The organism is Streptococcus sp. IMAU 99161 (assembly GCF_014435245.1).
Taxonomy (GTDB): Bacteria; Bacillota; Bacilli; order Lactobacillales; family Streptococcaceae; genus Streptococcus; species Streptococcus lactarius.
Window position 1 is genome coordinate 187488 of the sequence record NZ_JAAPAW010000011.1, and the last position, 25045, is coordinate 212532.

General features: G+C 41.8%; 27 protein-coding genes and 1 pseudogene. 25 read left to right on the forward strand and 3 right to left on the reverse strand.

From position 1 onward, the window contains the following. Positions 1-125: 125 nt before the first annotated feature. From tmk to HA044_RS06510, 8 genes are all read left to right on the forward strand, one after another. A complete protein-coding gene (gene tmk / locus HA044_RS06475) occupies positions 126-764 on the forward strand; it encodes a dTMP kinase (RefSeq protein ID WP_187540336.1) in 639 nt (212 codons plus the stop codon). Next, entirely contained in the window at positions 761-1654 is an 894-nt protein-coding gene (locus HA044_RS06480) for a DNA polymerase III subunit delta' (RefSeq protein ID WP_187540338.1), read from the forward strand. Before tmk ends, HA044_RS06480 begins: the two co-directional genes overlap by 4 nt. 9 nt (positions 1655-1663) lie before the next feature. Beyond that, positions 1664-1984, forward strand: coding sequence for a DNA replication initiation control protein YabA (yabA, locus tag HA044_RS06485; protein ID WP_187540340.1), 321 nt, complete (start codon positions 1664-1666; stop codon positions 1982-1984). 2 nt (positions 1985-1986) lie between these two features. Further along, complete coding sequence (gene rsmI, locus HA044_RS06490; protein WP_187540342.1) at positions 1987-2844, forward strand: 16S rRNA (cytidine(1402)-2'-O)-methyltransferase; 858 nt, start codon at positions 1987-1989, stop codon at positions 2842-2844. Positions 2845-2861: 17 nt separating this feature from the next. Next, positions 2862-3443, forward strand: a complete 582-nt coding sequence (locus HA044_RS06495) for a GNAT family N-acetyltransferase (protein WP_187540344.1) — start codon at positions 2862-2864, stop codon at positions 3441-3443. Next, a complete protein-coding gene (locus HA044_RS06500; RefSeq protein WP_187540346.1) occupies positions 3427-3918 on the forward strand; it encodes a methylated-DNA--[protein]-cysteine S-methyltransferase in 492 nt (163 codons plus the stop codon). Before HA044_RS06495 ends, HA044_RS06500 begins: the two co-directional genes overlap by 17 nt. A 5-nt stretch (positions 3919-3923) precedes the next feature. Then, positions 3924-4277 (forward strand): arsenate reductase family protein, encoded by a 354-nt coding sequence (locus HA044_RS06505; protein ID WP_187540685.1) that lies wholly within the window; start codon positions 3924-3926, stop codon positions 4275-4277. An 84-nt stretch (positions 4278-4361) separates the two neighbouring features. Further along, positions 4362-5903: an ABC-F family ATP-binding cassette domain-containing protein gene (locus HA044_RS06510; RefSeq protein ID WP_187540348.1), complete on the forward strand. Its 1542-nt coding sequence runs from the start codon at positions 4362-4364 to the stop codon at positions 5901-5903. Between the two features lie 311 nt (positions 5904-6214). Here the strand turns inward: HA044_RS06510 and HA044_RS06515 are convergent, their stop codons facing one another. After that, complete coding sequence (locus HA044_RS06515; RefSeq protein WP_187540350.1) at positions 6215-7039, reverse strand: peptidylprolyl isomerase; 825 nt, start codon at positions 7037-7039, stop codon at positions 6215-6217. Between the two features lie 221 nt (positions 7040-7260). Between HA044_RS06515 and HA044_RS06520 the strand changes: the two genes are divergently transcribed. From HA044_RS06520 to HA044_RS06560, 9 genes and pseudogenes are all read left to right on the forward strand, one after another. Then, complete coding sequence (locus tag HA044_RS06520; protein WP_187540352.1) at positions 7261-7431, forward strand: hypothetical protein; 171 nt, start codon at positions 7261-7263, stop codon at positions 7429-7431. A gap of 48 nt (positions 7432-7479) precedes the next feature. Further along, a complete protein-coding gene (locus HA044_RS06525) occupies positions 7480-8301 on the forward strand; it encodes a hypothetical protein (RefSeq protein WP_187540354.1) in 822 nt (273 codons plus the stop codon). 178 nt (positions 8302-8479) lie between these two features. Then, positions 8480-9244: a hypothetical protein gene (locus HA044_RS06530; protein ID WP_187540356.1), complete on the forward strand. Its 765-nt coding sequence runs from the start codon at positions 8480-8482 to the stop codon at positions 9242-9244. 69 nt (positions 9245-9313) lie between these two features. Beyond that, a complete protein-coding gene (locus HA044_RS06535) occupies positions 9314-10198 on the forward strand; it encodes a hypothetical protein (RefSeq protein ID WP_187540358.1) in 885 nt (294 codons plus the stop codon). After that, positions 10179-11063 carry a hypothetical protein gene (locus HA044_RS06540; RefSeq protein ID WP_187540360.1) on the forward strand — a complete coding sequence of 295 codons (885 nt, stop codon included), beginning with the start codon at positions 10179-10181 and terminating at the stop codon, positions 11061-11063. The genes HA044_RS06535 and HA044_RS06540 overlap by 20 nt, the downstream gene beginning before the upstream one ends. Then, on the forward strand, positions 11056-11559 hold the full coding sequence (locus HA044_RS06545; protein WP_187540361.1) for a hypothetical protein: 504 nt from the start codon (positions 11056-11058) through the stop codon (positions 11557-11559). The genes HA044_RS06540 and HA044_RS06545 overlap by 8 nt, the downstream gene beginning before the upstream one ends. A 554-nt stretch (positions 11560-12113) precedes the next feature. Next, positions 12114-14075: pseudogene (locus HA044_RS06550) on the forward strand (DNA translocase FtsK); the annotation flags it as partial. Positions 14076-14136: 61 nt separating this feature from the next. After that, positions 14137-14523, forward strand: a complete 387-nt coding sequence (locus HA044_RS06555; protein WP_187540365.1) for a VOC family protein — start codon at positions 14137-14139, stop codon at positions 14521-14523. Positions 14524-14531: 8 nt separating this feature from the next. Beyond that, positions 14532-16850, forward strand: a complete 2319-nt coding sequence (locus tag HA044_RS06560) for an HAD-IC family P-type ATPase (RefSeq protein WP_187540367.1) — start codon at positions 14532-14534, stop codon at positions 16848-16850. A gap of 49 nt (positions 16851-16899) precedes the next feature. Here the strand turns inward: HA044_RS06560 and HA044_RS06565 are convergent, their stop codons facing one another. Further along, positions 16900-17748: a helix-turn-helix domain-containing protein gene (locus HA044_RS06565; protein WP_187540368.1), complete on the reverse strand. Its 849-nt coding sequence runs from the start codon at positions 17746-17748 to the stop codon at positions 16900-16902. Between the two features lie 83 nt (positions 17749-17831). Here HA044_RS06565 and HA044_RS06570 point away from each other — a divergent pair, with 83 nt between their 5' ends. Next, positions 17832-19418: an ABC transporter ATP-binding protein gene (locus HA044_RS06570; protein WP_187540370.1), complete on the forward strand. Its 1587-nt coding sequence runs from the start codon at positions 17832-17834 to the stop codon at positions 19416-19418. 94 nt (positions 19419-19512) lie between these two features. On the opposite strand, the gene HA044_RS06575 is transcribed toward HA044_RS06570, so the two are convergent. Further along, a complete protein-coding gene (locus HA044_RS06575; protein WP_013903943.1) occupies positions 19513-19857 on the reverse strand; it encodes a DUF3397 family protein in 345 nt (114 codons plus the stop codon). Between the two features lie 160 nt (positions 19858-20017). Here HA044_RS06575 and rplK point away from each other — a divergent pair, with 160 nt between their 5' ends. From rplK to HA044_RS06610, 7 genes are all read left to right on the forward strand, one after another. Continuing rightward, positions 20018-20443, forward strand: a complete 426-nt coding sequence (rplK, locus tag HA044_RS06580) for a 50S ribosomal protein L11 (RefSeq protein WP_003005369.1) — start codon at positions 20018-20020, stop codon at positions 20441-20443. 97 nt (positions 20444-20540) lie between these two features. Continuing rightward, positions 20541-21230, forward strand: coding sequence for a 50S ribosomal protein L1 (gene rplA, locus HA044_RS06585; protein ID WP_187540372.1), 690 nt, complete (start codon positions 20541-20543; stop codon positions 21228-21230). 162 nt (positions 21231-21392) lie between these two features. Continuing rightward, entirely contained in the window at positions 21393-22124 is a 732-nt protein-coding gene (pyrH, locus tag HA044_RS06590) for a UMP kinase (RefSeq protein ID WP_187540374.1), read from the forward strand. 19 nt (positions 22125-22143) lie between these two features. Beyond that, positions 22144-22701, forward strand: coding sequence for a ribosome recycling factor (gene frr, locus HA044_RS06595; RefSeq protein WP_187540376.1), 558 nt, complete (start codon positions 22144-22146; stop codon positions 22699-22701). 99 nt (positions 22702-22800) lie between these two features. Beyond that, a complete protein-coding gene (cvfB, locus tag HA044_RS06600; RefSeq protein ID WP_187540378.1) occupies positions 22801-23655 on the forward strand; it encodes an RNA-binding virulence regulatory protein CvfB in 855 nt (284 codons plus the stop codon). A 10-nt stretch (positions 23656-23665) separates the two neighbouring features. Beyond that, positions 23666-23881 carry a YozE family protein gene (locus HA044_RS06605; protein WP_049507495.1) on the forward strand — a complete coding sequence of 72 codons (216 nt, stop codon included), beginning with the start codon at positions 23666-23668 and terminating at the stop codon, positions 23879-23881. Between the two features lie 78 nt (positions 23882-23959). After that, positions 23960-24958: a PhoH family protein gene (locus tag HA044_RS06610; RefSeq protein WP_187540380.1), complete on the forward strand. Its 999-nt coding sequence runs from the start codon at positions 23960-23962 to the stop codon at positions 24956-24958. Positions 24959-25045 lie beyond the last annotated feature (87 nt).

The following is a 25045-nucleotide window of genomic DNA, read 5'->3' on the forward strand; positions in this document are numbered from 1 at the left end:
TAAGAATATTGTATCAAAAATGTGAAAAAATGAAAATGCATTTGAAACATTTTCTATCCTTAAATGCAAGATTTTTACCCTTATTTTTGGTAAAATAAAAAGAAGAAAGTCAGAAAGAGGTCATTATGGTAAACGGTACATTAATTTCATTCGAAGGTCCAGAAGGAGCGGGAAAATCATCGGTCCTAGAAGCCATTTTGCCTCTACTTGAAGAAAAAGGAATTCCTTATATCACTACTCGTGAGCCAGGTGGGGTCGACATTGCTGAAAAGATCCGTCAGGTTATTTTGGATCCAGACCATACTAGTATGGACGCTAAGACGGAGTTATTGCTCTATATTGCCAGTCGACGCCAGCATTTGGTGGAACGAGTTTTGCCGGCGCTTGCTGCTGGGAAGGTCGTTTTGATGGATCGCTTTATTGACAGTTCGGTGGCTTATCAAGGCTATGGACGTGGTCTGAGTGTGGAGGACATCGAGTGGCTCAATCAATTTGCGACCGATGGACTCAAGCCTGATCTGACCCTCTACTTTGATTTGGATGTGGAAGAAGGCTTAGCTCGGATTGCTCGCAATCACGAGCGGGAAGTCAATCGTTTAGATCTGGAAGGACTAGAGCTTCATTATAAGGTAAGAAAGGGCTATCTAGCCTTAGCTGAAAAAGAGCCAGAGCGTATTGTGAAGATTGATGCCAGTCAATCTTTTGAGGCCGTCTTGGCAGATGTCCTGACGATTCTAGAAAAACGCTTGGGGACTCTAAAATGAAGCTAGAAGAGATGAAACAGCTTCAGCCAGAATTGGTTGATCGCTTCACCCACATCTTAGAGAATGGACATCTTAGCCATGCCTATCTCTTTACAGGCTCTTTTGCCAGTTTTGAGATGGCCCTCTTGCTAGCTCAAAGTCAGTTTTGCGAAGATTTGCAAGGAGTCTGGCCTTGTGGCAAATGCCGGTCCTGTCGCTTGATTGCGGATGAGGAATTCTCAGATGTCAAGATCGTGCGTCCAGTTAATCAAGTCATTAAAACAGAGCGGATTCGTGCCCTGGTGCAAGATTTTTCACAGTCCGGATTTGAAGGAAGTCGGCAGGTCTTTATCGTCCAAGATGCGGACAAGATGCACACCAATGCAGCGAATTCCCTCCTGAAAGTTATGGAAGAACCTCAGAGTGAGATCTATCTCTTTTTGTTGACCTCTGATGAAAACTTGATTTTACCGACCATCAAGAGTCGGGCCCAGCAGGTCCATTTTCCAAAAAATCAAGCCTATTTGACAGAGCTTTTGGAAAAAGAAGGTTTGGTCAAATCGCAAGCAAGGTTGGTGGCTCGATTTAGTTTTAGTCTTGAAGAGGCAGAACTACAAAAAAAGAATGCCTTATTTTTTGAATTGGCAAAAGTTTGCGGGCAGTTCATAGACCGTTGCCAATCTAGTCACAATCGTGCTTATTTGGAAGTGACCCGCCTAGTGAGTTTGGCAGATGATAAGGAAAAACAAAGCCAGGCTTTTCGATTGATGGAGTTGGCTTTAGAAGAGCAGTTGCGCTTGAGTCGCGCCCAGCAATTGTTAGAGAAATTAAGCCTTGCTCGCAAGATGTGGAGGGCCAATGTTTCGTTCCAAAATGCTCTGGAATATATGGTTTTGAGCTTAGAAAGTTAAGGAGACAGAATGAATAAAAAAGAATTATTTGATGCTTTAGACGGCTTTTCACAGAATTTACTGGTCACCTTGGCTGAGGTCGAAGCTATCAAGAAAAATTTAAAAGAAGTGATCGAAGAAAATACAGCTCTTCGCTTAGAAAATGACAAATTGAGAGAGCGCTTGGGGGAAGTTGAAAAGACTTCATCGGCTAAATCTCAACATCATGGTCGTGAAAATTTGCAACGAATTTACAATGATGGTTTTCATATATGCACCTATTCCTACGGCCAACGTCGTGAGAACGATGAAGAGTGTATGTTCTGTGACGAGTTGTTATTTAGGGAGTAAGCATGCAGATCCAACGAAGTTTTAAAGGGGAAAAGAAAACAGGAGTGCTTTATCTTGTCCCAACACCGATCGGCAATCGCGAGGATATGAGTTACCGCATGGTCCAGACCTTAAAGGATGTGGATTTGATCGCAGCGGAGGATACCAGAAATACAGGCCTCTTGCTCAAGCATTTTGAGATTAGGACCCCTCAGACTAGCTTTCATGAGCATAATGTCCAGGAGAAAATTCCAGATCTGATCGCTCATCTAGAATCTGGTAAGGACTTAGCACAAGTTTCAGATGCAGGACTCCCTAGTATCTCTGACCCTGGTCATGATTTGGTCAAGGCAGCGATTGAACGCGAGATTCCTGTCGTAGCTGTTCCTGGTCCAAGTGCAGGGATTACTGGTTTGATTGCCAGTGGCCTAGCCCCTCAACCTCATATTTTTTATGGATTTCTGCCTCGCAAAGAGGGGCAACAAAAGGCCTTTTTCCAAGAAAAAGTAGCCTATCCGGAGACCCAGATTTTTTATGAGTCGCCCCATCGAGTGAAGGCGACCTTAGAGAATATGTTGGCTGTCTATGGGGATCGTCCGGTTGTCCTCGTTCGTGAATTGACCAAGATCTACGAAGAATATACTCGCGGCAGCATTTCAGAGTTAGTCGCATTTCTTGAAGAAAATCCCCTCAAAGGGGAGTGCCTCTTGATCGTCGAAGGAGCCAAAGAAGAAGAGTTAGACCTAGAAGAGGTTGACTTGATCCAAGAGATCGATAGCTTGGTCCAAGAGGGGATGAAGAAGAATCAAGCAATCAAACAGGTCGCCAAACAATATGGCCTACAAAAGAGTGAGCTCTATGCTCAGTACCACCAAGAATAAGAAAGGACAGGTACAGGATGGAAATTAGAATGGCTTATCCCAATGAGATCCAGCGAATTATGGAAATTATCCAAGATGCCAAAGAAAGCCTAGAGCAAAGAAAGGTTGACCAGTGGCAAGATGGATATCCAAATGAAGACATTATTTTTGAGGATATTTTAGAAAGTCGTGGCTATGTAGCCGTTGAAGATCAAGAAATCGTCGCCTATGCGGCAGTCTACAAGGGAAATGAAGCAGCCTATAATGAGATTTACGATGGCAAGTGGGAGCATGACAACTATATGTATATCACGTTTCACCGCGTCGCTGTGGCCAAAGAAGCTACTGGAAAAGGGGTAGCTCAGACCTTCCTTCAAGGCTTGATCGAAGGTGAAAAAGGCCCTGATTTTCGTTGCGATACCCACCCAGATAATCTGGTCATGCAACATTTGCTTGAAAAATTAGGCTACCATTATTGTGGAAAGGTCCCAATTGATGGCGTACGTCTGGCTTATCAAAAGATCAAGCGAAAAGCAGAAACCAGTTTATTCCAAGTGGTCTCAGAAGAGGACCGCTGGGACCAAAGAGCAGAAGTAGCCTCCAATGACTCTTTATCTTAAACAGTTCTATGAAAGCCCTATGGGACTTCTTTCGATGATTGTCAGCGAGGAAGGCCTTGTAGAACTTGATTTTTATGATCCGAAAGAGGCTGCGCCTGATCCTTTTGGGGCGCTGGAGCGGTTTCATCCCTATCATAAACAGGTGAAAGAGTGGTTGGACCATTATTTTGCAGGGTATCCGATTGCCATCAGCTTTCCACTAGCACCGCAAGGGACAGCCTTTCAAGAGCGGGTATGGCAGTTATTGCGAGAGATCCCATATGGTGAGACCAAGACCTATGGCCAACTTGCCCAGGATCTTTCTTGTGGCTCAGCCCAAGCAGTGGGACAAGCTGTTGGACGCAATCCCTTGACTATCCTAGTTCCCTGTCACCGCGTGATGGGAAAAAATGGAGAATTGACAGGCTATGCGTCTGGACTCGATCGTAAACGCTGGCTCTTACAACACGAAGGAATTACCTGGAAGGAGAAATGAAATCAATGTACACCTTTATTGAATACCCAAAATGTTCGACTTGTCGAAAGGCTAAATCAGAATTGGACGGTCTCCAATGTGAGTTTCAAAGCCAAAATATTGTCACAGAAACACCGACTAGCAAAGAATTGCAAGACTGGATCAAAGCATCTGGACTGCCAATCAAGTCTTTCTTTAATACTAGCGGGATAAAATATCGGGAACTCGGTTTGAAAGATAAGGTGGATCAACTGACAGTGAAAGAAGCAGCGGATCTTTTGGCTAGCGACGGTATGCTGATCAAGCGCCCCCTACTTGTCAAAGACGGAAAAGTGGTTCAAGTAGGCTACCGGAAACCATACGCAGACTTAGATTTGTAAAAGAAAAGGGAGTTGGACTCCCTTTTCATTTTGAGTTGAAGATGATATAATCATACGAGTGAAATCAATGAAAGAGAGTCAATCATGAGTATTTTAGAGGTAAAAAATTTAAGCCACGGCTTTGGGGACCGTGCGATTTTTGAGGATGTGTCCTTTCGTTTGTTAAAAGGAGAGCATATCGGTCTTGTCGGGGCCAATGGTGAGGGAAAATCAACCTTCATGAGCATTGTGACAGGCAAGATGCAACCTGACGATGGAAAAGTCGAGTGGTCTAAGTATGTGACGGCCGGCTACCTGGACCAGCATGCTGTCCTAAAAGAAGGACAAACGGTTCGCGATGTTTTACGGACCGCTTTTGATGAGTTGTTCACAGCTGAAGCGCGCATCAATGACCTATATATGGCCATGGCAGAAGAGGGAGCTGATGTCGATGCTTTGATGGAAGAGGTTGGGGAACTCCAAGAACGTCTAGAAAGTCGTGATTTCTATACCTTGGATGCCAAGATCGATGAAGTGGCGCGTGCTCTTGGGGTCATGGATTTTGGGATGGAGACGGATGTGACCTCTCTTTCAGGTGGGCAACGGACCAAGGTCCTCTTGGCCAAACTCCTCCTTGAAAAACCTGATATCTTGCTACTAGACGAGCCGACCAACTACTTGGATGCAGAGCACATTGATTGGCTCAAGCGCTATTTGCAAAATTATGAAAATGCCTTTGTCCTCATTTCCCACGATATTCCTTTCTTGAACGATGTGATCAATATCGTCTACCATGTGGAAAATCAGCAGTTGACCCGCTATTCAGGAGACTATTACCAATTCCTTGAGGTCTATGAAATGAAAAAATCGCAATTGGAAGCGGCTTATGAGCGTCAGCAAAAAGAAATTGCTGATTTGAAAGATTTCGTAGCCCGTAATAAGGCGCGTGTGGCAACGCGGAATATGGCCATGTCTCGTCAGAAGAAGCTGGACAAGATGGAACTCATTGAGTTGCAAAGTGAGAAACCAAAGCCATCCTTTGACTTTAAAAATGCCCGTACTCCTGGACGCTTTATTTTCCAGGCCAAGGATCTCCAGATCGGTTATGACCGTCCTTTGACCAAGCCTTTGAACTTGACCTTCGAGCGCAATCAAAAGGTGGCCATCATCGGAGCCAACGGGATCGGGAAAACCACTCTCTTGAAGAGCTTGCTAGGGATTATTCCACCAATCGCTGGTGAAGTCGAGCGCGGAGACTATCTTGAGCTTGGCTACTTCGAGCAAGAGGTCGAAGGGGGCAATCGTCAGACACCGCTAGAGGCAGTCTGGAATGCCTTTCCAGCCCTCAACCAAGCAGAGGTTCGTGCAGCTCTTGCCCGCTGTGGATTGACCACCAAGCATATCGAGAGTCAAATCCAGGTCTTATCCGGTGGGGAGCAAGCCAAGGTACGCTTCTGTCTCTTGATGAACCGTGAAAACAACGTCTTGGTACTGGATGAGCCGACCAACCACTTGGATGTGGATGCTAAAGATGAATTGAAACGGGCCCTGAAAGAGTATAAGGGATCTATCCTGATGGTTTGCCACGAGCCAGACTTCTATGAAGGATGGATGGACCAAATCTGGGACTTTAATGAATTAACGTAAACACAAAAAGAGAACCGTATGGTTCTCTTTTCAGATTGAAGTTAAAGACTTCTTAGAAACTTTCCTTAGGTGAGTACGGACGTCAGCGAACTTCTACGAAGTTCCATGACTAATTATTGAGCCTAAGGTCTCAATAATTCCGAGTGTCTGAAACTGTATTGTTTCAGACACTTTTCTCACAGCGGAAAGTTTCAGTAGATGAATGTCTTAAATAATTAGAATTCATTTTATTTACCAATGAATCTATTAGCTAATTTTATGTAAAATGTTTATCAATATCTTAAAAAGAGAACCGTTTGGTTCTCTTCTCATTATTTCTTGAAATCATAGTCTTTTAAGATTTCAATTTTTTCAATTTTGATATCTGTTTTTGGTTTGTCCTTACCGTCAGTTTCGGTAGACGCAATTTTATCGACGACATCCATCCCATCGATCACTTGGCCAAAGACAGTGTAGTTGCCACCATCAAGGGTTGGATTTCCACCATTTTTATAAGCATCGATGATCTTAGCTGGGAAGCGGTCAGTCGGGAGCTTGCTAGAAATATCTTCCTTATTTTGGTTGATATAGAATTGACTACCGTTGGTATTTGGACCAGAATTGGCCATGGCAAGGGCTCCACGAAGATTGTAAAGGTATGGAGAATACTCATTCTCAAAACCAGTACCTGAATCTTTAGATTTGTCTTTGCCCTTCCAGATGGATTCGCCACCCGTACCGTCTCCTTTAGGGTCACCCGTTTGGATCATAAAGTTGTTGATGACACGGTGGAAAAGTAAGCCATTGTAGTAACCTTCTTTTGCATGGGTCAAGAAGTTCTCAACTGCAAGTGGGGCATATTTAGGGAAGAGCTTCACAGTAATATCCCCTTCAGTTGTCGTGATTTTAACCTCTGCTTCGTCTTTAGCCACGTCAGTTGATAGTTGTGGGAAGACCGCATTTTCATTTGTCATGGCATCGTTAAAATCTTTGCGCAGTTGTTCTAATTTCTTTTGATCTTTTTCACTAGAGCTAGAAGTTGATGTCTGCTCGGTCTTTTCTTTGCTTGAGCTTGAAGAGCTAGCGTCTGTCTTATTGGACGAACAAGCTGTCAAAGCCAAGCCAGAAAATAATAGTAGGGCGATTAATTTTTTCATATTCTTCCTTTCCAACATCGTTGTCTTTCTCTATTGTACCTTAATTTTACGATACTTTCAAATCTAGACGGAAATCTCTCTTCACTAAAGTTGGTTAAATATTGTCAATGCTTGATAAATCACTAATTAAGAGGGAAGTTGCGTAGAGATAGAAAATCCGGTATGATGGAAAGTGCTTTTAGAGCTGTGAAATAGATTTTTAAAGAGGAGGAACGTCATAAATGAAACAACCACGTAAATTTTATATTTACTCGAGAAGTTCACTATATTTTTTGATCTTTTTGGCGGTGACGACGCTCATCGCCATCATACAATTACTGATTGAAGATAATTTTTTTGAAAACTTAAAAGTCTTATTAGCTGCTTTGTCTCTTCTAGTGACAGTTGGATGAATTCTATTTGCATCAATGGGAAGAATAGAGATTAGGAACTCGGAAATAGTGGTAGATCGTAATTTCAAGCGCTATCGTCTAGACCCATTAACCATTGTGGTCCGTTTAGGAGAAAAGGACTCGACGCGAGGGATCACCAATTATCCAATTTATGTGGAAGGAAAGGTCGTGGGGCATGGGACTTTTGGTCGTTCAATTACACTTAAATTTCTTGGTACGAAACGGAAAAATAAGGAATTACTGAAGTACTATCAAGAGCATCTTCAAAACCTAGTAGAAGCAAATAGATCTCTTGAGCAGGAGCCTACGGAAGTGGACTTTGAACAGATTGTGTTAGCATCGAATGATCGACAAAAATTCCCTTTACGCGATTTGGTCGAATTCGGTGCAGATCAAGGAGATCTCAAAAAAACAGTATTTTATCATCCTAAAGAAAATAAACTATATGTCGGAAAAAGTGTTCCATTTCCCACTATCTTTACTCCAAGTGGCGTCCTTTTTTATGGTATTTATCTGTTAACGGATCGAGTATCCTTTCATGGACTCATCCCACTAGTGCTATCGTTCGCATTGATGCTTGTCATCGCTATATGGCAATTGAAACACAGAAAACAAAAATATACAGTGAATGTCATTCCTTATGAAATGTCTGAGCATTATTTTCAAGTACAGAAGTCAAATGGAATGAAAACCTATTTGCTAATTTTTGTTTTTGGACTTATCACTTTAGGATTATCCCTCTTATATCTTGCCTTCGGAAGCTTTCTGTTGTTGTTTGTAAGTTTTTTGATGTGGTATTTCTTTGTTGTATTAACATTATGTGGCCAATTCAAGAAAACACACTATTTAAAAATTTTGGAAAAGAAATAGTTTCCTTAATTCTTTAAAGCAATATTCACCCGTATGGGTGATTTCTTTTTGGCCTAAATTACTAATTAAGAAGGAAGTTGCATATAGATGGATAATTCGGTATGATGGGAGATAAGTTGTTTTGTTGGAAAATAAACGAATTCCCTCAAAAACGGTATCATGAATAGGAGGATACAAATTGGATTATAAAACTCTACGAAAAAACTATAGACTCTATATTAGATCTGCTGGCTTGTTGGCAATGCTTCTGATTATTTGTATAGGATTATTGGTCAGAGATACCCTTCTTCAGACTGCTGGTCTCTTATTGGTCCTTGCAGGCTTGTTTTTATTCATCCAATTGCTTAAGAAGAGCTACACCAACAAGTGCAGCACCTTGCTCCATGTAGACTTAGATTTAGATTTTTGGCAGCAATACCTTCAGTTGAACAAGAATGTGAAAAAGCCCATTTTGCAGATAGATATGAAGCTAACATCGGTCGCCTATTCTTTTATGATGGGAGATTTCGATGCTGTCATAAAGGAAGCTAGGGAGGCACTTAGTCAGAAGGAACTACCGCAGAAATATAAGAACTTTTTTGAGAGTTACCTCATGCGATCGACTGTCCTGACAGATCCTGATTTGACTAGAGAAGAGCTAGAGGCTCAGTTAAATGAATTGACCATTACAGACCCTACACTGGCTGAGAAAACAAAAGAGGTCTGTCTCGCTCTTTATGATTTAACCATTGCGCATCAAAGCAATGATTATTTCGAAGACTTAAGCAATGACTTCAAGTACCAGCAGTTGGAAATCATCTACTACCAAGCCTTGAGTGCCACTCTTAAAGGAGATAAGCATAGAGCCGATGATCTCTTTCACAAGTTAGTTTCAGAAGATGAGTCGCTCTATATCGTTCGAAAGGCTCAACAATACTTGAAGGATGAAGACAGTCATCTGTAAATCCTCCAATCGAAATAGAGATTAATTGGAAGTAACTAAAGAAACATAAGGAGTTATTGGAAGGAAAGAATGAAGAAATCAATCTTTAGGGCCGGTTTTTATGAGAGCCGTCGTTTGCGTCACGATGGCTTTATCGATTATATGGTCAAGGACACAAATAGTCGCAAAATCTACACAAAGCCATTTAGTATTGCGAGGAAACTATTTTCATTTTTTGGGATATTATTCATGTTTGGATTTTCTGCATTAATGGAGACGCAAATTCATCACCCTGATCCTGATGCACCATTTGATACTTGGGGGATCAATTTCTATCCACTTTGGCTGTTTTTCTTGTGTTGGTTTTTATGGTTTCTTGTTTGTAGAAAAAATCTGCGTAGAAAATATGATGCAAAGATTCCTTATACTAGTATCTTGAATTTGAATCTGTATCTGATTTGGATGGTGCTTGCTCTTAATTTGTTTTTTATCACCGTCATAGGTAGATACCTTACGATTTTGGGTTTGGTTTTATTCTATGTTCTTACCGGAATCATATTGTTTATGATTGTCCAATTTAGAATGAAATCGCTAAAAATTCGTCTTTATGGAGTGCAGGATCCTAGTGTAACTGCTAGACAGAAAAAGTTTATAGAAGTCATTACTGGACTAGGTGGAATAATTGTAGCAGGTTGGATGGTTCTGAAATTTCTTTTCCCCAAAATTGGAGAAGTAAAAGGTGATTTTTTAGGAACCATCTCATTTATAGGAATGGTATTTTTTGCAAATATTATTGTTTTGAGTATGGAAGTAGTGATGATGTTACCCTATTCACTGTATGGTTATTATCGAAATAAATATTCAGAGGAATATCGCGAGTTCGAAGGAAAATCGCTGGAAGAGTGGTATGGTAAGAAGTACTTGAACAAACACAAGGAGTTATTGGAAGATAAGAATGAAGAAATCAATTTTTAAAGCTAGTTTTGAAGAGAGTTTAAATATACAGGATGATAGCTTTGTACAATATCAGACTAGCGATGTTTTTTCTAAGCTAGAAAAATATTATAAAGAGGGAAAAGCTACAATAAGTTTACATATCTGGAATCTGATCGGGGTTATGATTGGGCCAATATTTTTTAATTTTATGATTTTTGTTTTTTCACTTTCCTTGCATGATTCTGATTCCAAGGATTTAAGATTCCCTATTTCAGGATCCCCAATATTGACAGCCGATGTTTATTTAATTTGCTTTTTACTTTGGTTATTTATTATATTGGTTGGAAAAGGACTGAAAAGGGCCTACATACTACCTTATCGTAATCATTTTCACGTTTTAACTTATATTATTTGGTTAGGTCTTGAATTTAACCTTCTAATGATTGATATTTGTTTATCAATTCTATCTGTCTGGGTCATTATTTGTATTTTAGTATGTACATTTATTTTATCTCTTTTTATGGTCTCGTTTAAAATCAACAGCGTCAAGGAAACGATGTATGGCGAAAGGAATGAACCTACTCTTCATAGTAAATTATCTAAAAAGATATTAACTTACGGAGGAGGTGTTTTAGGATTTGCTGTTATTACCAATTTTATATTAAAAAGTTTTTCTATTAATGTTTCAGATTCGATGGGAGTCTTTGGAGTTTTATTAATCTGGATTATAATGAATATTGCTTTGCTTTTTTTGCTGATTTTTATCGAATTTCCAACTTACTTACTAGCTTTATACAAATGGAAATATCCTGAAGAATACCGCGAATGGGAAGGTAAGTCTGTCGAAGAGTGGTATGGTAAGAAGTACTTGAAGAAACACAAGGAGTTATTAAAAAATGAATAAAAATTTTAACGAGATGTCGTTTGATGAATTGAAATGTTACCGCAGAGAAGGTCTTTGGAGATCTTTGGGACAATTACTGGTCATTATTTTAGTAATTACGGGCATGGTCTTGATGGAAGTGAACCATGTTTCTCCTTCCAATCAGAATCGTTTTCGAGTTATTGGTTTGACCACGGTCGTTGCGCTCTTTGGCTACCTTATGCCTCTGATGGCAGCAAATCGCGTGATGCGAGACCATCCGGATTGGGTCAAGAAATCAGGTTTCCGAGCGAAAATTCCCTTGCCAATGGATTGGCATGCCAAAAGGCTTTGTGTTCTTGGAGCGAGTCTCTTGGTGATTGGAGTAGGATTTGTCTCGTCATACAAACCACAAGTTCAGCAGACAAATCTACAAGATCAAATTGATATCATTCAAATGGATCATGACTTGGAAAGAGAGCAAAAATTCGACCAAGTTCTAGATACCATCACACCGGAGGGTAAAAAATATGAGTAAGATCCATTTTGAAATTTGAACATCATTGAATATCGTTCTAAAAAGTTATAAAGAACAGTGCCCACTCGGTGCTGTTTTTCTGCTTTCTGCTCCAAATTTTCGGAAATGATTTTACTAGAGAACTAGCTTGGAAATGTGGTATAATAAAGGTTATGGCAAACAATAATCAATCAAAAAATACACGGTCGACGAGACGACTGTCCAAAGCAGAATTAGAAAGAAAAAAAGCGATTCATCGCATGATTACAACCATTCTCATCAGTCTGGTTTTAGTCTTTGCGGCCTTGAAATTAGGGGCTGTGGGAGTCTTAGCTTACAACTTGATCCGTCTTTTTGTTGGAAGTTTGGCTTATTTGGCTATTTTAGCGACCTTCTTCTACCTCTACGCTTTTAAATGGCTGGACAAACACGAGGGAATTATCTCAGGCTTTCTCAGCTTTTTTGTAGGGCTGCTCTTGATGTTTCAGGCCTTCTTTGTATCCTCCCTTCAATTAGACAATAATGGGGTCAAGGTCACCTTTTCAAGAATCATGGCAGACCTGCTTCACTTGAGGGTGGAGAGCTTTGCTGGTGGAGGCATGATCGGTACCCTTCTCTATGCTCCGACTTCCTTCCTCTTTTCAAATATTGGCTCTTATTTTATTGGCCTTCTCTTTATCGGTTTGGGGATCCTCTTGATGAGCCCTTACTCCATCTATGACCTATTTGAAAAAGCTTCAGAAGCCATCCACGCTTCTATGGAAAAACGAAAAGAGGTCCGTGAGCAGAAATTCCTTGAAAAAGAAGCGAGAGCTGCTGAGGAAGCTGCGGCTGCTGAAAGAGAGCAAGAAGAAGCAAGGGCAGCCCTTCCAAGTCCTTTGTCAATGGAAGGGCATCCTGTAGATCCTGAAACGGGAGAGGTGTTGGCGGGAGAGCCGTTTACAGAGTCCTTCCCAGAAGCTGAGATTGTTGCACCAGCAACACCAGAGATCTACCTGCCAGATGAAGAATGGCCGGAAGAACCTGAAGCATCCGAAGAGCTTCCGATAGCCCAAGAATTCGAAGACGATGGGGAGGAGGTTCAAGTAGATTTTACACCTAAGGAACTCCTTCAGTACAAACTCCCAACGATTGATCTCTTTGCGCCTGATAAACCCAAAAATCAATCCAAAGAGAAAAACATCGTTCGCCAGAATATCCGTATTTTGGAAGAAACCTTTGCAAGTTTTAACATCAAGGCGACAGTGGAGCGGGCGGAAATCGGTCCTTCTGTTACCAAATATGAAGTCAAGCCAGCTGTCGGTGTGCGGGTCAACCGCATTTCCAACCTAGCAGATGATTTGGCCTTGGCCCTAGCAGCCAAGGATGTGCGGATCGAAGCACCGATTCCAGGGAAGTCTCTGGTCGGGATTGAAGTGCCAAACTCTGAGATTGCGACCGTTTCCTTCCGTGAGTTGTGGGAGCAGTCGAAGACAGACCCCGCTAAACTCCTTGAGATTCCTCTTGGGAAGGCCGTAGATGGCTCGGCTCGGACCTTTGATTTGGCCCGAATGCCTCACCTCTTGGTAGCGGGTTCGACCGGATCTGGTAAGTCGGTTGCGGTCAATGGGATCATTTCGAGTATCTTGATGAAGGCCCGTCCGGACGAAGTCAAATTTATGATGGTTGATCCAAAGATGGTGGAGCTTTCTGTCTACAACGATATTCCTCACCTCTTGATTCCAGTGGTGACCAACCCACGCAAGGCCAGTAGAGCCCTACAAAAAGTCGTCGATGAGATGGAAAATCGCTACGAGCTCTTCTCAAAAGTGGGGGCTCGGAACATTGCTGGTTTTAATGCCAAGGTTGCGGAGTACAATGCCCAGTCTGAGATGAAGCAAGTACCACTTCCATTGATTGTGGTCATTGTCGATGAGTTGGCAGACTTGATGATGGTCGCAAGTAAAGAAGTGGAAGATGCCATTATTCGTCTTGGACAAAAGGCGCGTGCGGCAGGGATCCATATGATCCTTGCGACCCAACGGCCATCGGTTGATGTTATTTCAGGTTTGATCAAGGCCAATGTGCCTTCTCGTGTCGCTTTTGCGGTATCATCCGGAACCGACTCACGGACCATCTTGGATGAAAATGGAGCAGAGAAATTGCTCGGTCGCGGAGACATGCTCTTTAAACCGATTGATGAAAACCACCCGATTCGTCTGCAAGGCTCCTTTATCTCAGATGATGATGTTGAGCGGATTGTCAACTTTGTCAAGGAGCAGGCAGAAGCCGATTATGATGATGCCTTTGATCCAGGCGAAGTATCCGAATCGGACTTTGATGGAGGCATGGGTGGCTCTGACGAAGGCGATCCTCTCTTTGAAGAGGCCAAGGCGCTCGTGGTTGAAACTCAAAAGGCTAGTGCGTCGATGATTCAGCGCCGCTTGTCAGTTGGCTTTAACCGAGCGACTCGCCTCATGGAAGAGTTGGAAGCAGCCGGTGTGATTGGACCTGCTGAAGGAACCAAGCCTCGGAAAGTATTGCAACAATCAGTCTAGGGGGAAGAGGGCACTTGCCCCACTCCCTTTTCTTTTTATAGAAAATAGAAAGTAGGACCAGATGAAGTTAGACATGATTCATCATATTGCCATCATTGGACGAGATCACGATGCCATGTTGCATTTCTATGTGGACCAGTTGGGCTTTGCGATTGTCAGTGAATATGACCGTCCTGAACGCGGAGATATCTTGATCAATCTCCGTCAGGGGCAATTGACTTTAGAGCTTTTTATCAAACCAACGGCTCCAGAACGACCTAAGATCCCCTTGCCAGAGCATGCGGGGCTTCGTCATCTGGCCTTTAAAGTGGAGGATGTGGAGGCGTATCTAGCTAGATTGGATCAGCTAGGTATTGCAAACACAGGCCTTCGCTACGATGACTTTGATGGCAAGAAAATGGCATTTTTCTTCGATCCAGAAGGACTGCCCTTGGAAATACATGAGTGAGGAAAGCAATGAATAAATTAGAAGGACTCAATCAGGAAGAAGTAGCAAGAAGGATCCAAGAGGGCAAGCAAAATAAGGTCACGATCAAGACAGAAAAAAGCCTAGGACAGATCATTCGAGACAATGTCTTTACCTACTTTAATCTGATTTTCCTGGTTTTGGCTATTTTGCTGGTAGCTGTGAAGTCTTGGAACAATCTCTTGTTTGTCCCGATTGTAGTGGTCAACTCCTTGGTAGGAATTGTACAAGAAGTCCGCTCCAGACGGATCTTGCGTCAGATGCAATTTCTGCATATGAGTGAGGCGATCGCTCTTCGCGAGGGCAAAGAAGTTACCCTGCCTATCGATCAACTGGTAGAGGATGATCTGGTTCGCTTTCGAGCTGGAGACCAAATCTATGCGGATGGGGTCTTACTGGAGGGCGACTTAAAAGTCGATGAGTCGCAATTAACCGGTGAAGCGGACGAAGTCAAAAAAGGAGCGCAAGACGCGCTCATGTCAGGTAGTTTTGTGATTGCTGGTCAAGGGGTAGCCCGATTGGAAAAAGTTGGGAATGACTCTTATATCAACCAATTGAGCCTGGAAGCTAAACAGGTCAAGTCTCATGAGGAGTCTGATATGGTCCATGCAGTCAACCGTATCGTGGGGATCATTGGTCTCCTGATCATTCCGCTAGGTTCCCTCCTTTTTCTTCGGAGCTATATCAGCCTAGGGGATAGCCTCAAGCTCAGTGTGACTTCGACAGTCGGAGCCTTGATTGGGATGATTCCAGAAGGCTTGTACCTTTTGATGACCTTGGCGCTGGCGCTGGGTGCTGTCAGATTGGCCAAGGAAAAGGTCTTGCTCAATAGCATGAAGGGGATTGAGACCTTATCGCGCGTGGATGTCCTTTGTGTCGATAAGACAGGGACTATTACAGAGCCGGGGATGGAAGTGACAGAGATTCGTCCAGCAAAAGACGCTCAAGACTTGGAAGCTCTAGCTCAGTATGTAGAAGCTAGTATGGATCAAAACGATACCATGGATGCGATCCGAAAATTCCACAAGACATCAGTCAGCCAGCCTTGGAAGGCTCTTGAAATACTGCCCTTTACGTCCAAGAAAAAGTATGGGGCCATTGCCTTTGAATCGGGGATCTATGTATTAGGCGCACCAGAATTTGTTTTACGAGAAAGCTTCTCTGAGGTTGAAAAAGAGATCGCCCCTGCTACGCAGGCAGGTAATCGGGTCTTGGCCTTTGGAAAATATAGGGGAGAAGACCTTAGAGAGACGTTAGAGGCTCCTGTAGATTTAGTAGCCTGGATCATTCTCTCCAATCCTTTGAGAAAAAATGCCAAAGACACCTTCGCCTACTTCAAACAACAAGGAGTGACCATCAAGGTTATTTCAGGAGACAACCCAGCTACCGTCTCTGCTATTGCACAAAAAGCAGGCATTGAAGGAGCAGAAGACTTGATTGATGCCAGAACCTTGCAGACGGAAGAAGCCTTGCACCAAGCGGCGAGCCAATATATGGTCTTTGGTCGGGTGACTCCAGAGCAAAAGAAAAGCCTTGTAGAAGGCTTGCAGGCAAAGGGGCATAAAGTGGCTATGACCGGAGATGGAGTCAACGATATTTTAGCTTTAAAAACAGCGGATTGTAGTATTGCGATGGAGTCTGGAAATGATGCGACCAAAAAGATGGCGCAAGTGGTCTTACTGGATTCTGACTTTGGGAAGATGCCGTCTGTCGTGGCAGAAGGTCGTCGGGTGGTCAATAACATTCAACGATCAGCCAGTCTCTTTTTGATCAAGAATATCTTCTCCATTTTGTTGGCCATCTCAGTGACGCTCTTAGCCTTTACCTATCCCATCATGCCGTCGCAGATGTCTTTGATCAGTGGTTTTACAATTGGGATTCCAGGATTCTTCCTAGCGCTTGAGCCTAACAGTGAGCGTATCAAGGGACGCTTTATCGAAACGGTCTTTAAACATGCCTTGCCTGCAGCCTTGACGGATTTTATACTGATCTTTAGTCTGGTTTTATTCTCTTCAGCATTTGGTATGAAATCGGAAGAACTCTCGAGTGCAGCCATCTGCTTGATGGCCTTCGTCGGTTTTGCCATCATCTATCAAGAATCCCAGCCTCTCAATCACTACAAGAGACTGGTTCTTCTAGGAAATATCCTGGCTTTTATGGTATCAAGTAGTATCCTAGGAAAATTCTTTAACATGAGCCCCTTGAGGCTTCAAACGCTACTTATCTGCGCCATCATGGCAGTTCTTGCTCTCGTCTTGATTCAGGTTTTCAAGAAGATGGTGGGCTGGCTCTTTCATCGGAAAAAATAAAAGAAAAGAGCAAAACAGATAAAATAGTTTCGATTGGATGACGATATTCTTACTGTTCAGTTAGTTCTAGAAAATAGGCATCCCATTCTTGTGCTTCGGATTTTGAAAGCAACAATGAAACCGAATGGATCACATCATTATGGAGAGATCTCCCTTGCTTTGGATCTTCCCAAATACTTTGATAGATGGCCTTTAATTCTAGTAAGTATAATTTTTGAAATGCAAAATAGTTAGGGAAATGTTTTTCGAATAGAAGTGTTAGCAGTTGTTTGCTAGCACTTTTTTCTTTTCTACTGATTAAGACAGATACTAAATTTAAAATCGTATCGATTTTGATTCGATCTAGATTGTTCTTAAGTTTGTCCGGTGTATTTTCCAAAATTGTATCCGTAAAGAGAACAATAGCCTCAGTTGTGAAATAGGAGACCACACTTCCCATTAACCCAATGTCAAGATTGGTCCAATAATCTAATGAAAAAAAGTAATCCGTCAGTTCATTTATTGCCTGCTGTGAAACGGTTTTGTGCTGTTTTTCTGCAATGATAATCTCTAAAACGAGGGAGAGGATGTGGTAAATGTATTGATGCTTTGAGATCGCTAATTCTTGCAAATCATTTTTTATTTGAAGAAGTGATGGCCAATCCGAGTTTTCCATTGCCTCATCCATTCGTTTTTTCAAGGTTAAAAACTCAGCACTATGGAAATCACTCCAATCAAAGATCTCATTAATCTCCACAATCATGTACCCCAATAATTGAAGCAATATATCATTGGATAGATTGGTTTTCCCATTTTCAAAATCAGAAATACTCGAAGCAGAACCAGCGATATTCCCAAGTTCTCTTAAGGAGATTTTTCTTTGTTTTCGAATTAATTTAAATTTTTCTCTAATGTCCATTTGTTCGGATTTCCGTAATTTTTTATATACTATTTTTTTATATTATATACTATATCTATAAAAAGGGAAAGGAGAAAAATAAGATGCAAGTCATTCTAAAAAGTTTATCTAAATGGAAATTGATGTTGTATGTTCTATTTGCTGTTTTGTACTCACTTCAAGGGCTTTTGTTATCGTTTATTATTCAGTTTGCAGGTGAAATTAATCCGCGAGATAAGGGAGCCTTACTTGTCTTTGGTATAGGAGGAATTGCTCTATTTGTATTGATCTATGCATGTATGTATATCGATAATCTTCTAGTTCGATCGATCATCAAAGAATTCAACATATTGATCTCGGAGAAAACTTTAACCTACTTTCATCTAAAAAAATTAGAGTATACAGAGGCAGAGTTAAACTCATTTTTAACACAGGATATTCCGATGTTTTGGCAAGAATTTTTGACTCCTATGCTCATTTATCCAGTATTTGGCTTATCCATTCTAGCATCTATAGTCTATCTTATCATGCAGAACTTTTTTATTGGTTGTCTCTTTACAATAGGTGGTTTCTTGATGATTATTCCTCAGTTTGTATTTAACAAACTCCTACAAAAACGTGGGGAAGAGCTAAGTAAGGCAAGAAAGAAAAGTTTATCCAGTATCACCGATTTCAGCAAAGGAATTCAAACCATCCAAAGCAATCAAGCGGGAACTGAATTTTCTCAACATGTTCTAAAAGAAATTAGTGAAACGGAGCATCAACAATATACCTACTATACAACACACAATTTAGTCATGTTTTGGACGGGTCCTTTAAAAGGATTAGGACTGCTTGCTCCCTTGTTAACGGGTTTATTGCTTCTTCCTTCTACGACCCTGTCTCTGACAACCCTCATCGCCATGATGACGGCTTCTATGAATCTAATCTCCCCTTTGCAACAATTATTAGAAATGACCTCTAATTTGCAAGGATCAATGGTTGTCAAAAAGAAAGTTGTGTCGATTTTGAAAATGCCTGAAGTGGATGAGACGACAACCATTTTAGAACCTTTGGCAGAAAAGCTCAGTATTCAGATCGATGATTTAACAAAGACATTTGGAGATCATTTGATCTTTAGAAATACAAACCTGACGATTGCTGCTTGTCAGAAAGTACTGCTCACGGGTGCCAGTGGCAGTGGTAAAACTTCCCTGTTTCACTTATTATGTGGAGAAGATAAGGAATATAGTGGAAGTATTGAGTTGATAGATAGAAAAGGAAAATCTTGCTATCCTTCTTACGACAGGGTCAATCTCATTCATCAAAAACCTTATCTATTTAAGGGGACTGTAAAAGAAAATTTGACCCTATTTCAGGAGTTTTCAGATGACCAACTTCAAAAAGCTTTAGAATCTGTTCATCTTTGGGACGAATTAGCTGGTGATTTAGGGTATCAAGTAGATCCACAGAATTTATCTGGAGGGCAAATGATGAAACTAGAATTGGCAAGGTGTATTCTCCGACCAAAACCCATTTTATTAGCCGATGAGGTGACAGCAGCATTGGATGAAACAAATGCAAGAGAGATTCGAAAAATATTGGCTCAACAAAAGTGTACCTTGATAGAAATAGCTCATAAATACCAGAAAGAAGATTACGATTCTATTTATCAGATTGTCGATCATAAAATTGTAAAAACGAATCATTAACAATGGTAAAGACTTACTAGTTCATTCAAATCGTCGTAGTTGGTTAAAAAAAGATACCACCTTGAAATGAAGCAAGATGGTATTTTTTTCAGTATTAGATAAACAAACTAGCAGTTAAGATCAGATAGAGTAAGAAGGTAACTAGAAATCCAGCGCGCCAGAAGTATTTGATAAATTTCGGATAATAAAAGCTCTTTTTCTTTTTTAAGAAATAAATCGTTAGCCCCAAGGCTAAAAGCGAAAGGCTTAAAGCTAGCAGCGGTAAGAGGCTGTGATAAAAGGCGCTGTCTGAAATCAGGTAGTACTCTAAGGCAAATAAAGGAAAGGCAATATCGGTCGATCGCCATCCTCTTTTTTGAAGCTTAAAGAGGTGAACAATGATGCCGCTCAGAATCAGCGTTAAAAAAATAAATAATACAGAAGCAACTTTGATTAACATAGCTTCATTCTATCATAAAACGGAAAAAAAGTTTACTATATTTTGATTTTTTCTTGCAAAAAAAGAGAAATCGTGTATAATAGAAAGGTATGCACAAAGCATACTTGTGGGAGGTAAAAATCTGTAATTACCGCCAAAACCACAAAGGAGGATTTAAGAAATGGCTAAAAAAGTCGAAAAACTTGTAAAATTGCAAATCCCTGCTGGTAAAGCTACTCCAGCTCCACCGGTTGGTCCAGCGCTTGGTCAAGCAGGTATCAACATCATGGGATTCACTAAAGAGTTTAACGCTCGTACAGCTGATCAAGCTGGTATGATCATCCCAGTTGTCATCACTGTTTATGAAGACAAATCATTCGATTTCGTTACAAAAACACCACCAGCTGCTGTTCTTTTGAAAAAAGCTGCAGGTGTTGAAAAAGGTTCAGGTACACCGAACAAAACGAAAGTTGCAACTGTAACTCGTGCACAAGTACAACAAATCGCTGAAACTAAGATGCCAGATTTGAACGCTGCAAACATTGAGTCTGCAATGCGTATGATCGAAGGTACTGCTCGTTCTATGGGATTCACTGTTACTGACTAATTGTAACAATCCTATTTGCCCGCAATACACTTGATCAAATGACGAGTGACGTGGGAGATGAAAATCGATATGACCACATTACAAGGAGAAAGATAAAATGGCTAAAAAAAGCAAACAACTTCGTGCTGCTCTTGAAAAAATCGACAGCACAAAAGTCTACAGCGTAGAAGAAGCTGTAGCTCTTGCAAAAGAAACTAACTTTGCAAAATTTGACGCAACTGTAGAAGTTGCTTACAACTTGAACATCGACGTGAAAAAAGCTGACCAACAAATCCGTGGTGCAATGGTATTGCCAAACGGAACTGGTAAAACAGCTCGCGTACTTGTATTTGCACGTGGTGCAAAAGCTGAAGAAGCAAAAGCTGCTGGTGCAGACTTCGTAGGTGAAGATGACCTTGTTGCGAAAATCAACGATGGTTGGTTGGACTTCGACGTAGTTATCGCTACACCTGACATGATGGCTCTTGTTGGACGTCTTGGACGTGTCCTTGGACCTCGTAACTTGATGCCAAACCCTAAAACTGGTACAGTAACAATGGATGTTGCGAAAGCAGTTGAAGAGTCTAAAGGTGGTAAAATCACTTACCGTGCGGATAAAGCAGGTATCGTTCAAGCCATCATCGGTAAAGTTTCATTCGATGATACTAAATTGGTTGAAAACTTCAAAGCTTTCAACGATGTTATTCAAAAAGCAAAACCAGCTACAGCTAAAGGTACTTACGTAACTAGCTTGACTTTGACAACAACTCAAGGTCCTGGTATCAAAGTGGATGTTAACTCACTTTAATGAAAATGAAAGGCTGCCTTCGGGTAGCTTTTTTGTTGCCATTTTCTCTTTAGGATGGTTGATAAGATTAGTCGGAGGGAAAAACAAAAATTTTGATAGATAGGACTATATAAAAAGCGTAATTTATGGTAAAATAATACAGATCAAAAAAGGAGAGAGAAAATGGTAGAACCTAAGTATAAACGTATCTTAATCAAGCTATCTGGTGAAGCCCTTGCTGGCGAACGTGGCGTCGGAATCGATATCAAAACTGTCCAAAATATGGCGCAAGAAATCAAGGAAGTTCACGAACTTGGAATTGAAATTGCCTTGGTGATCGGTGGTGGAAACCTTTGGCGTGGAGAACCTGCTGCTGAAGCAGGGATGGATCGTGTCCAAGCAGACTACACAGGCATGCTCGGTACTGTCATGAATGCCCTTGTGATGGCTGATTCGCTTCAACAAGTTGGCGTGGATACCCGTGTTCAAACAGCGATTGCCATGCAACAAGTCGCAGAACCTTATATCCGTGGTCGTGCCCTTCGTCACCTTGAAAAAGATCGGATCGTGATCTTTGGTGCAGGGATCGGTTCTCCATACTTTTCAACAGATACGACTGCAGCCCTTCGTGCAGCTGAGATTGAAGCAGATGCCATCCTTATGGCGAAAAATGGGGTTGATGGTGTTTACAACGCCGATCCGAAGAAGGACAAGACAGCTGTGAAATTTGAGGAATTGACTCACCGTGATGTCATCAACAAAGGTCTTCGAATTATGGACTCAACGGCCTCCACGATCTCCATGGACAACGACATTGACTTGGTTGTCTTTAATATGAATGAACCAGGCAATATCAAACGAGTTGTCTTTGGTGAAAATATCGGTACAACCGTATCAAATAACGTAGAAAAATAATAGAAAATAGAGGAAAATTATGGCAAACCCAATCGTAGAAAAAGCAAAAGAAAGAATGACCCAGTCTCACCAAAGTTTGGGACGTGAATTTGGTAGCATCCGTGCTGGACGTGCAAACGCAAGTCTTTTGGACCGTATTTTCGTAGAATACTACGGAGTAGAGACTCCATTAAACCAATTGGCATCTATCACCATTCCAGAAGCGCGTGTCTTGTTGATCACACCATTTGATAAATCATCTTTGAAAGACATCGAGCACAGCATCAATGCATCTGACCTTGGTATCACTCCAGCCAACGATGGATCTGTTATCCGCTTGGTCATTCCCGCTTTGACAGAAGAAACTCGTCGTGACTTGGCAAAGGAAGTGAAAAAAGTGGGCGAAAGTGCCAAAGTAGCAATCCGTAATATCCGCCGTGATGCTATGGATGAAGCCAAGAAGCAAGAAAAAGCAAAAGAAATCACAGAAGATGAATTGAAAGGTCTTGAAAAAGAGATCCAAAAAGTAACGGATGATGCGGTTAAACATGTGGATGAAATGACAGCGCACAAAGAAAAAGAATTGATGGAAGTTTAATCCATCTCAACTACTACAGGAGAGAAAGACTCAGTTGGCAGTGCTGGCTGGGTTTTATTTCCATTATTCTTGTGAAGAGGCAAGAGGAAAGAAGGAAACATGAATACGAATCTAGCAAGCTACATCATGGGAATGGTTATTGATGATAATGATCACTTCTATTTTGTTCAAAAAGATGGCCAAACCTACGCGCTTGATAAAGCAGAAGGTTCGCATCAAGTTGGAGAAAGTGTCAAGGGCTTTGCCTATGCGGATATGAAGCAAAAGCTCCGACTCACGACACTTGAAGTCACAGCAACTCAAGAAAGCTTTGGTTGGGGGACGGTCACAGAAGTGCGCAAGGATCTGGGAGTCTTTGTGGATACAGGGCTACCAGATAAGCAGATCGTTGTCTCTTTAGACATCCTACCGGAGATCAAAGACCTATGGCCTAAAAAGGGCGATCGTCTCTATATTCGTTTAGAAGTTGATAAGAAAGATCGTATTTGGGGGATCTTGGCCTATCAGGAAGATTTCCAGCGTTTGGCTCGTCCAGCCTACAACAATATGCAAAACCAAAACTGGCCAGCCATTGTCTATCGCTTGAAATTGTCTGGGACCTTTGTTTACCTTCCAGAGAACAATATGCTAGGCTTTATTCACCCGAGTGAGCGCTATGCAGAACCCCGCTTGGGACAAGTCCTAGATGCCCGGGTCATTGGATTTCGTGAGGTAGATCGGACCTTGAATCTGTCTTTGAAGCCACGCTCCTTTGAAATGTTGGAAAACGATGCCCAAATGATTTTGACCTATTTGGAAGCCAATGGAGGCTTTATGACCTTGAATGATAAATCCTCTCCAGAAGAGATCAAGGCAACTTTTGGGATTTCAAAAGGCCAGTTCAAAAAGGCTTTGGGTGGGCTGATGAAGGCCAAAAAAATCAAGCAAGACCAATTTGGAACAGAGATCATCTAAGAGGAGGCTTATGAGAAAATCATTTTATACTTGGCTGATGACAGAGCGCAATCCCAAAAGCAATGCGCCTAAGGCCATTTTAGCGGATTTGGCTTTTCATGAGTCTGCTTTTCCCAAACATACAGATGACTTCGATGAGGTCAGTCGCTATCTGGAAGAGCATGCTAGTTTTTCCTTTAATCTTAGTGATTTTGATGCGATTTGGGAAGAATACCAAGCCCATTAGAAAAGGACAGGTCGAGGATGGTTTTTTCTCGGCCTCTTTGCTATAATAGAAAAAAACACAGGTAGAGAGGTTCTTTTTTTGCAAGAACATTCAGTTGAAATTACATTAACGCATCCAGACGATCTCTTTCATTTGTTTGGATCCAACGAACGCCATCTCCGTTTGATGGAGCAAGAATTTGGGGTGACTATTCACGCCCGGACAGAAATCGTCCAAATCATTGGGGAAGAAGAAACCTGCGAGCAGGTTCGTCAGGTCATTCAGGCTCTCTTGGTCCTCGTCAACCGTGGCATGACCATTGGAACGCCAGATGTGGTGACCGCCATTACCATGGTGAGAAATGGGGAATTGGATAAGTTCATCGCTCTCTATGAAGAAGAGATTATCAAGGATAGTTTCGGCAAGCCCATTCGGGTTAAAACACTTGGCCAAAAGATCTATGTCGATAGTGTCAAAAATCATGATGTGACCTTTGGAATCGGACCAGCGGGGACAGGGAAAACCTTCCTAGCTGTGACCTTGGCCGTCACAGCTCTTAAGCGCGGTCAGGTCAAGCGCATTATTTTGACACGGCCAGCTGTAGAAGCAGGAGAAAGCCTTGGTTTCCTTCCAGGGGATCTCAAAGAAAAAGTAGACCCTTATCTCCGTCCAGTCTATGATGCTCTTTACCAAATACTGGGGAAGGACCAAACCACTCGGATGATGGAGCGCGAGATTATCGAGATAGCGCCTTTGGCCTATATGCGGGGGCGGACCTTGGACGATGCCTTTGTCATTCTCGATGAAGCGCAAAATACTACCATCATGCAGATGAAGATGTTTTTGACCCGTCTTGGTTTTAACTCCAAGATGATTGTCAATGGAGACACCAGCCAGATCGACCTTCCGCGAAATGTTAAATCCGGTTTGATTGATGCTCAGGAGAAATTGAAGAACATTTCTCAAATTGACTTTGTGCATTTCTCTGCCAAGGATGTCGTGCGCCATCCAGTCGTCGCAGAAATTATTCGGGCCTACGAGCCAATCCCAAATCCAGTGCTCAAAGAAAAACTGGATGTGGAAGAAGAAACGGAATAAAAGAGAGGGAGGCAGAAATCGGTCATTCGTTAGAATTCGATTTCGTCGTCCCACCTCCGCACAGTTGAGTAGGGCTGTAAAAGCTGA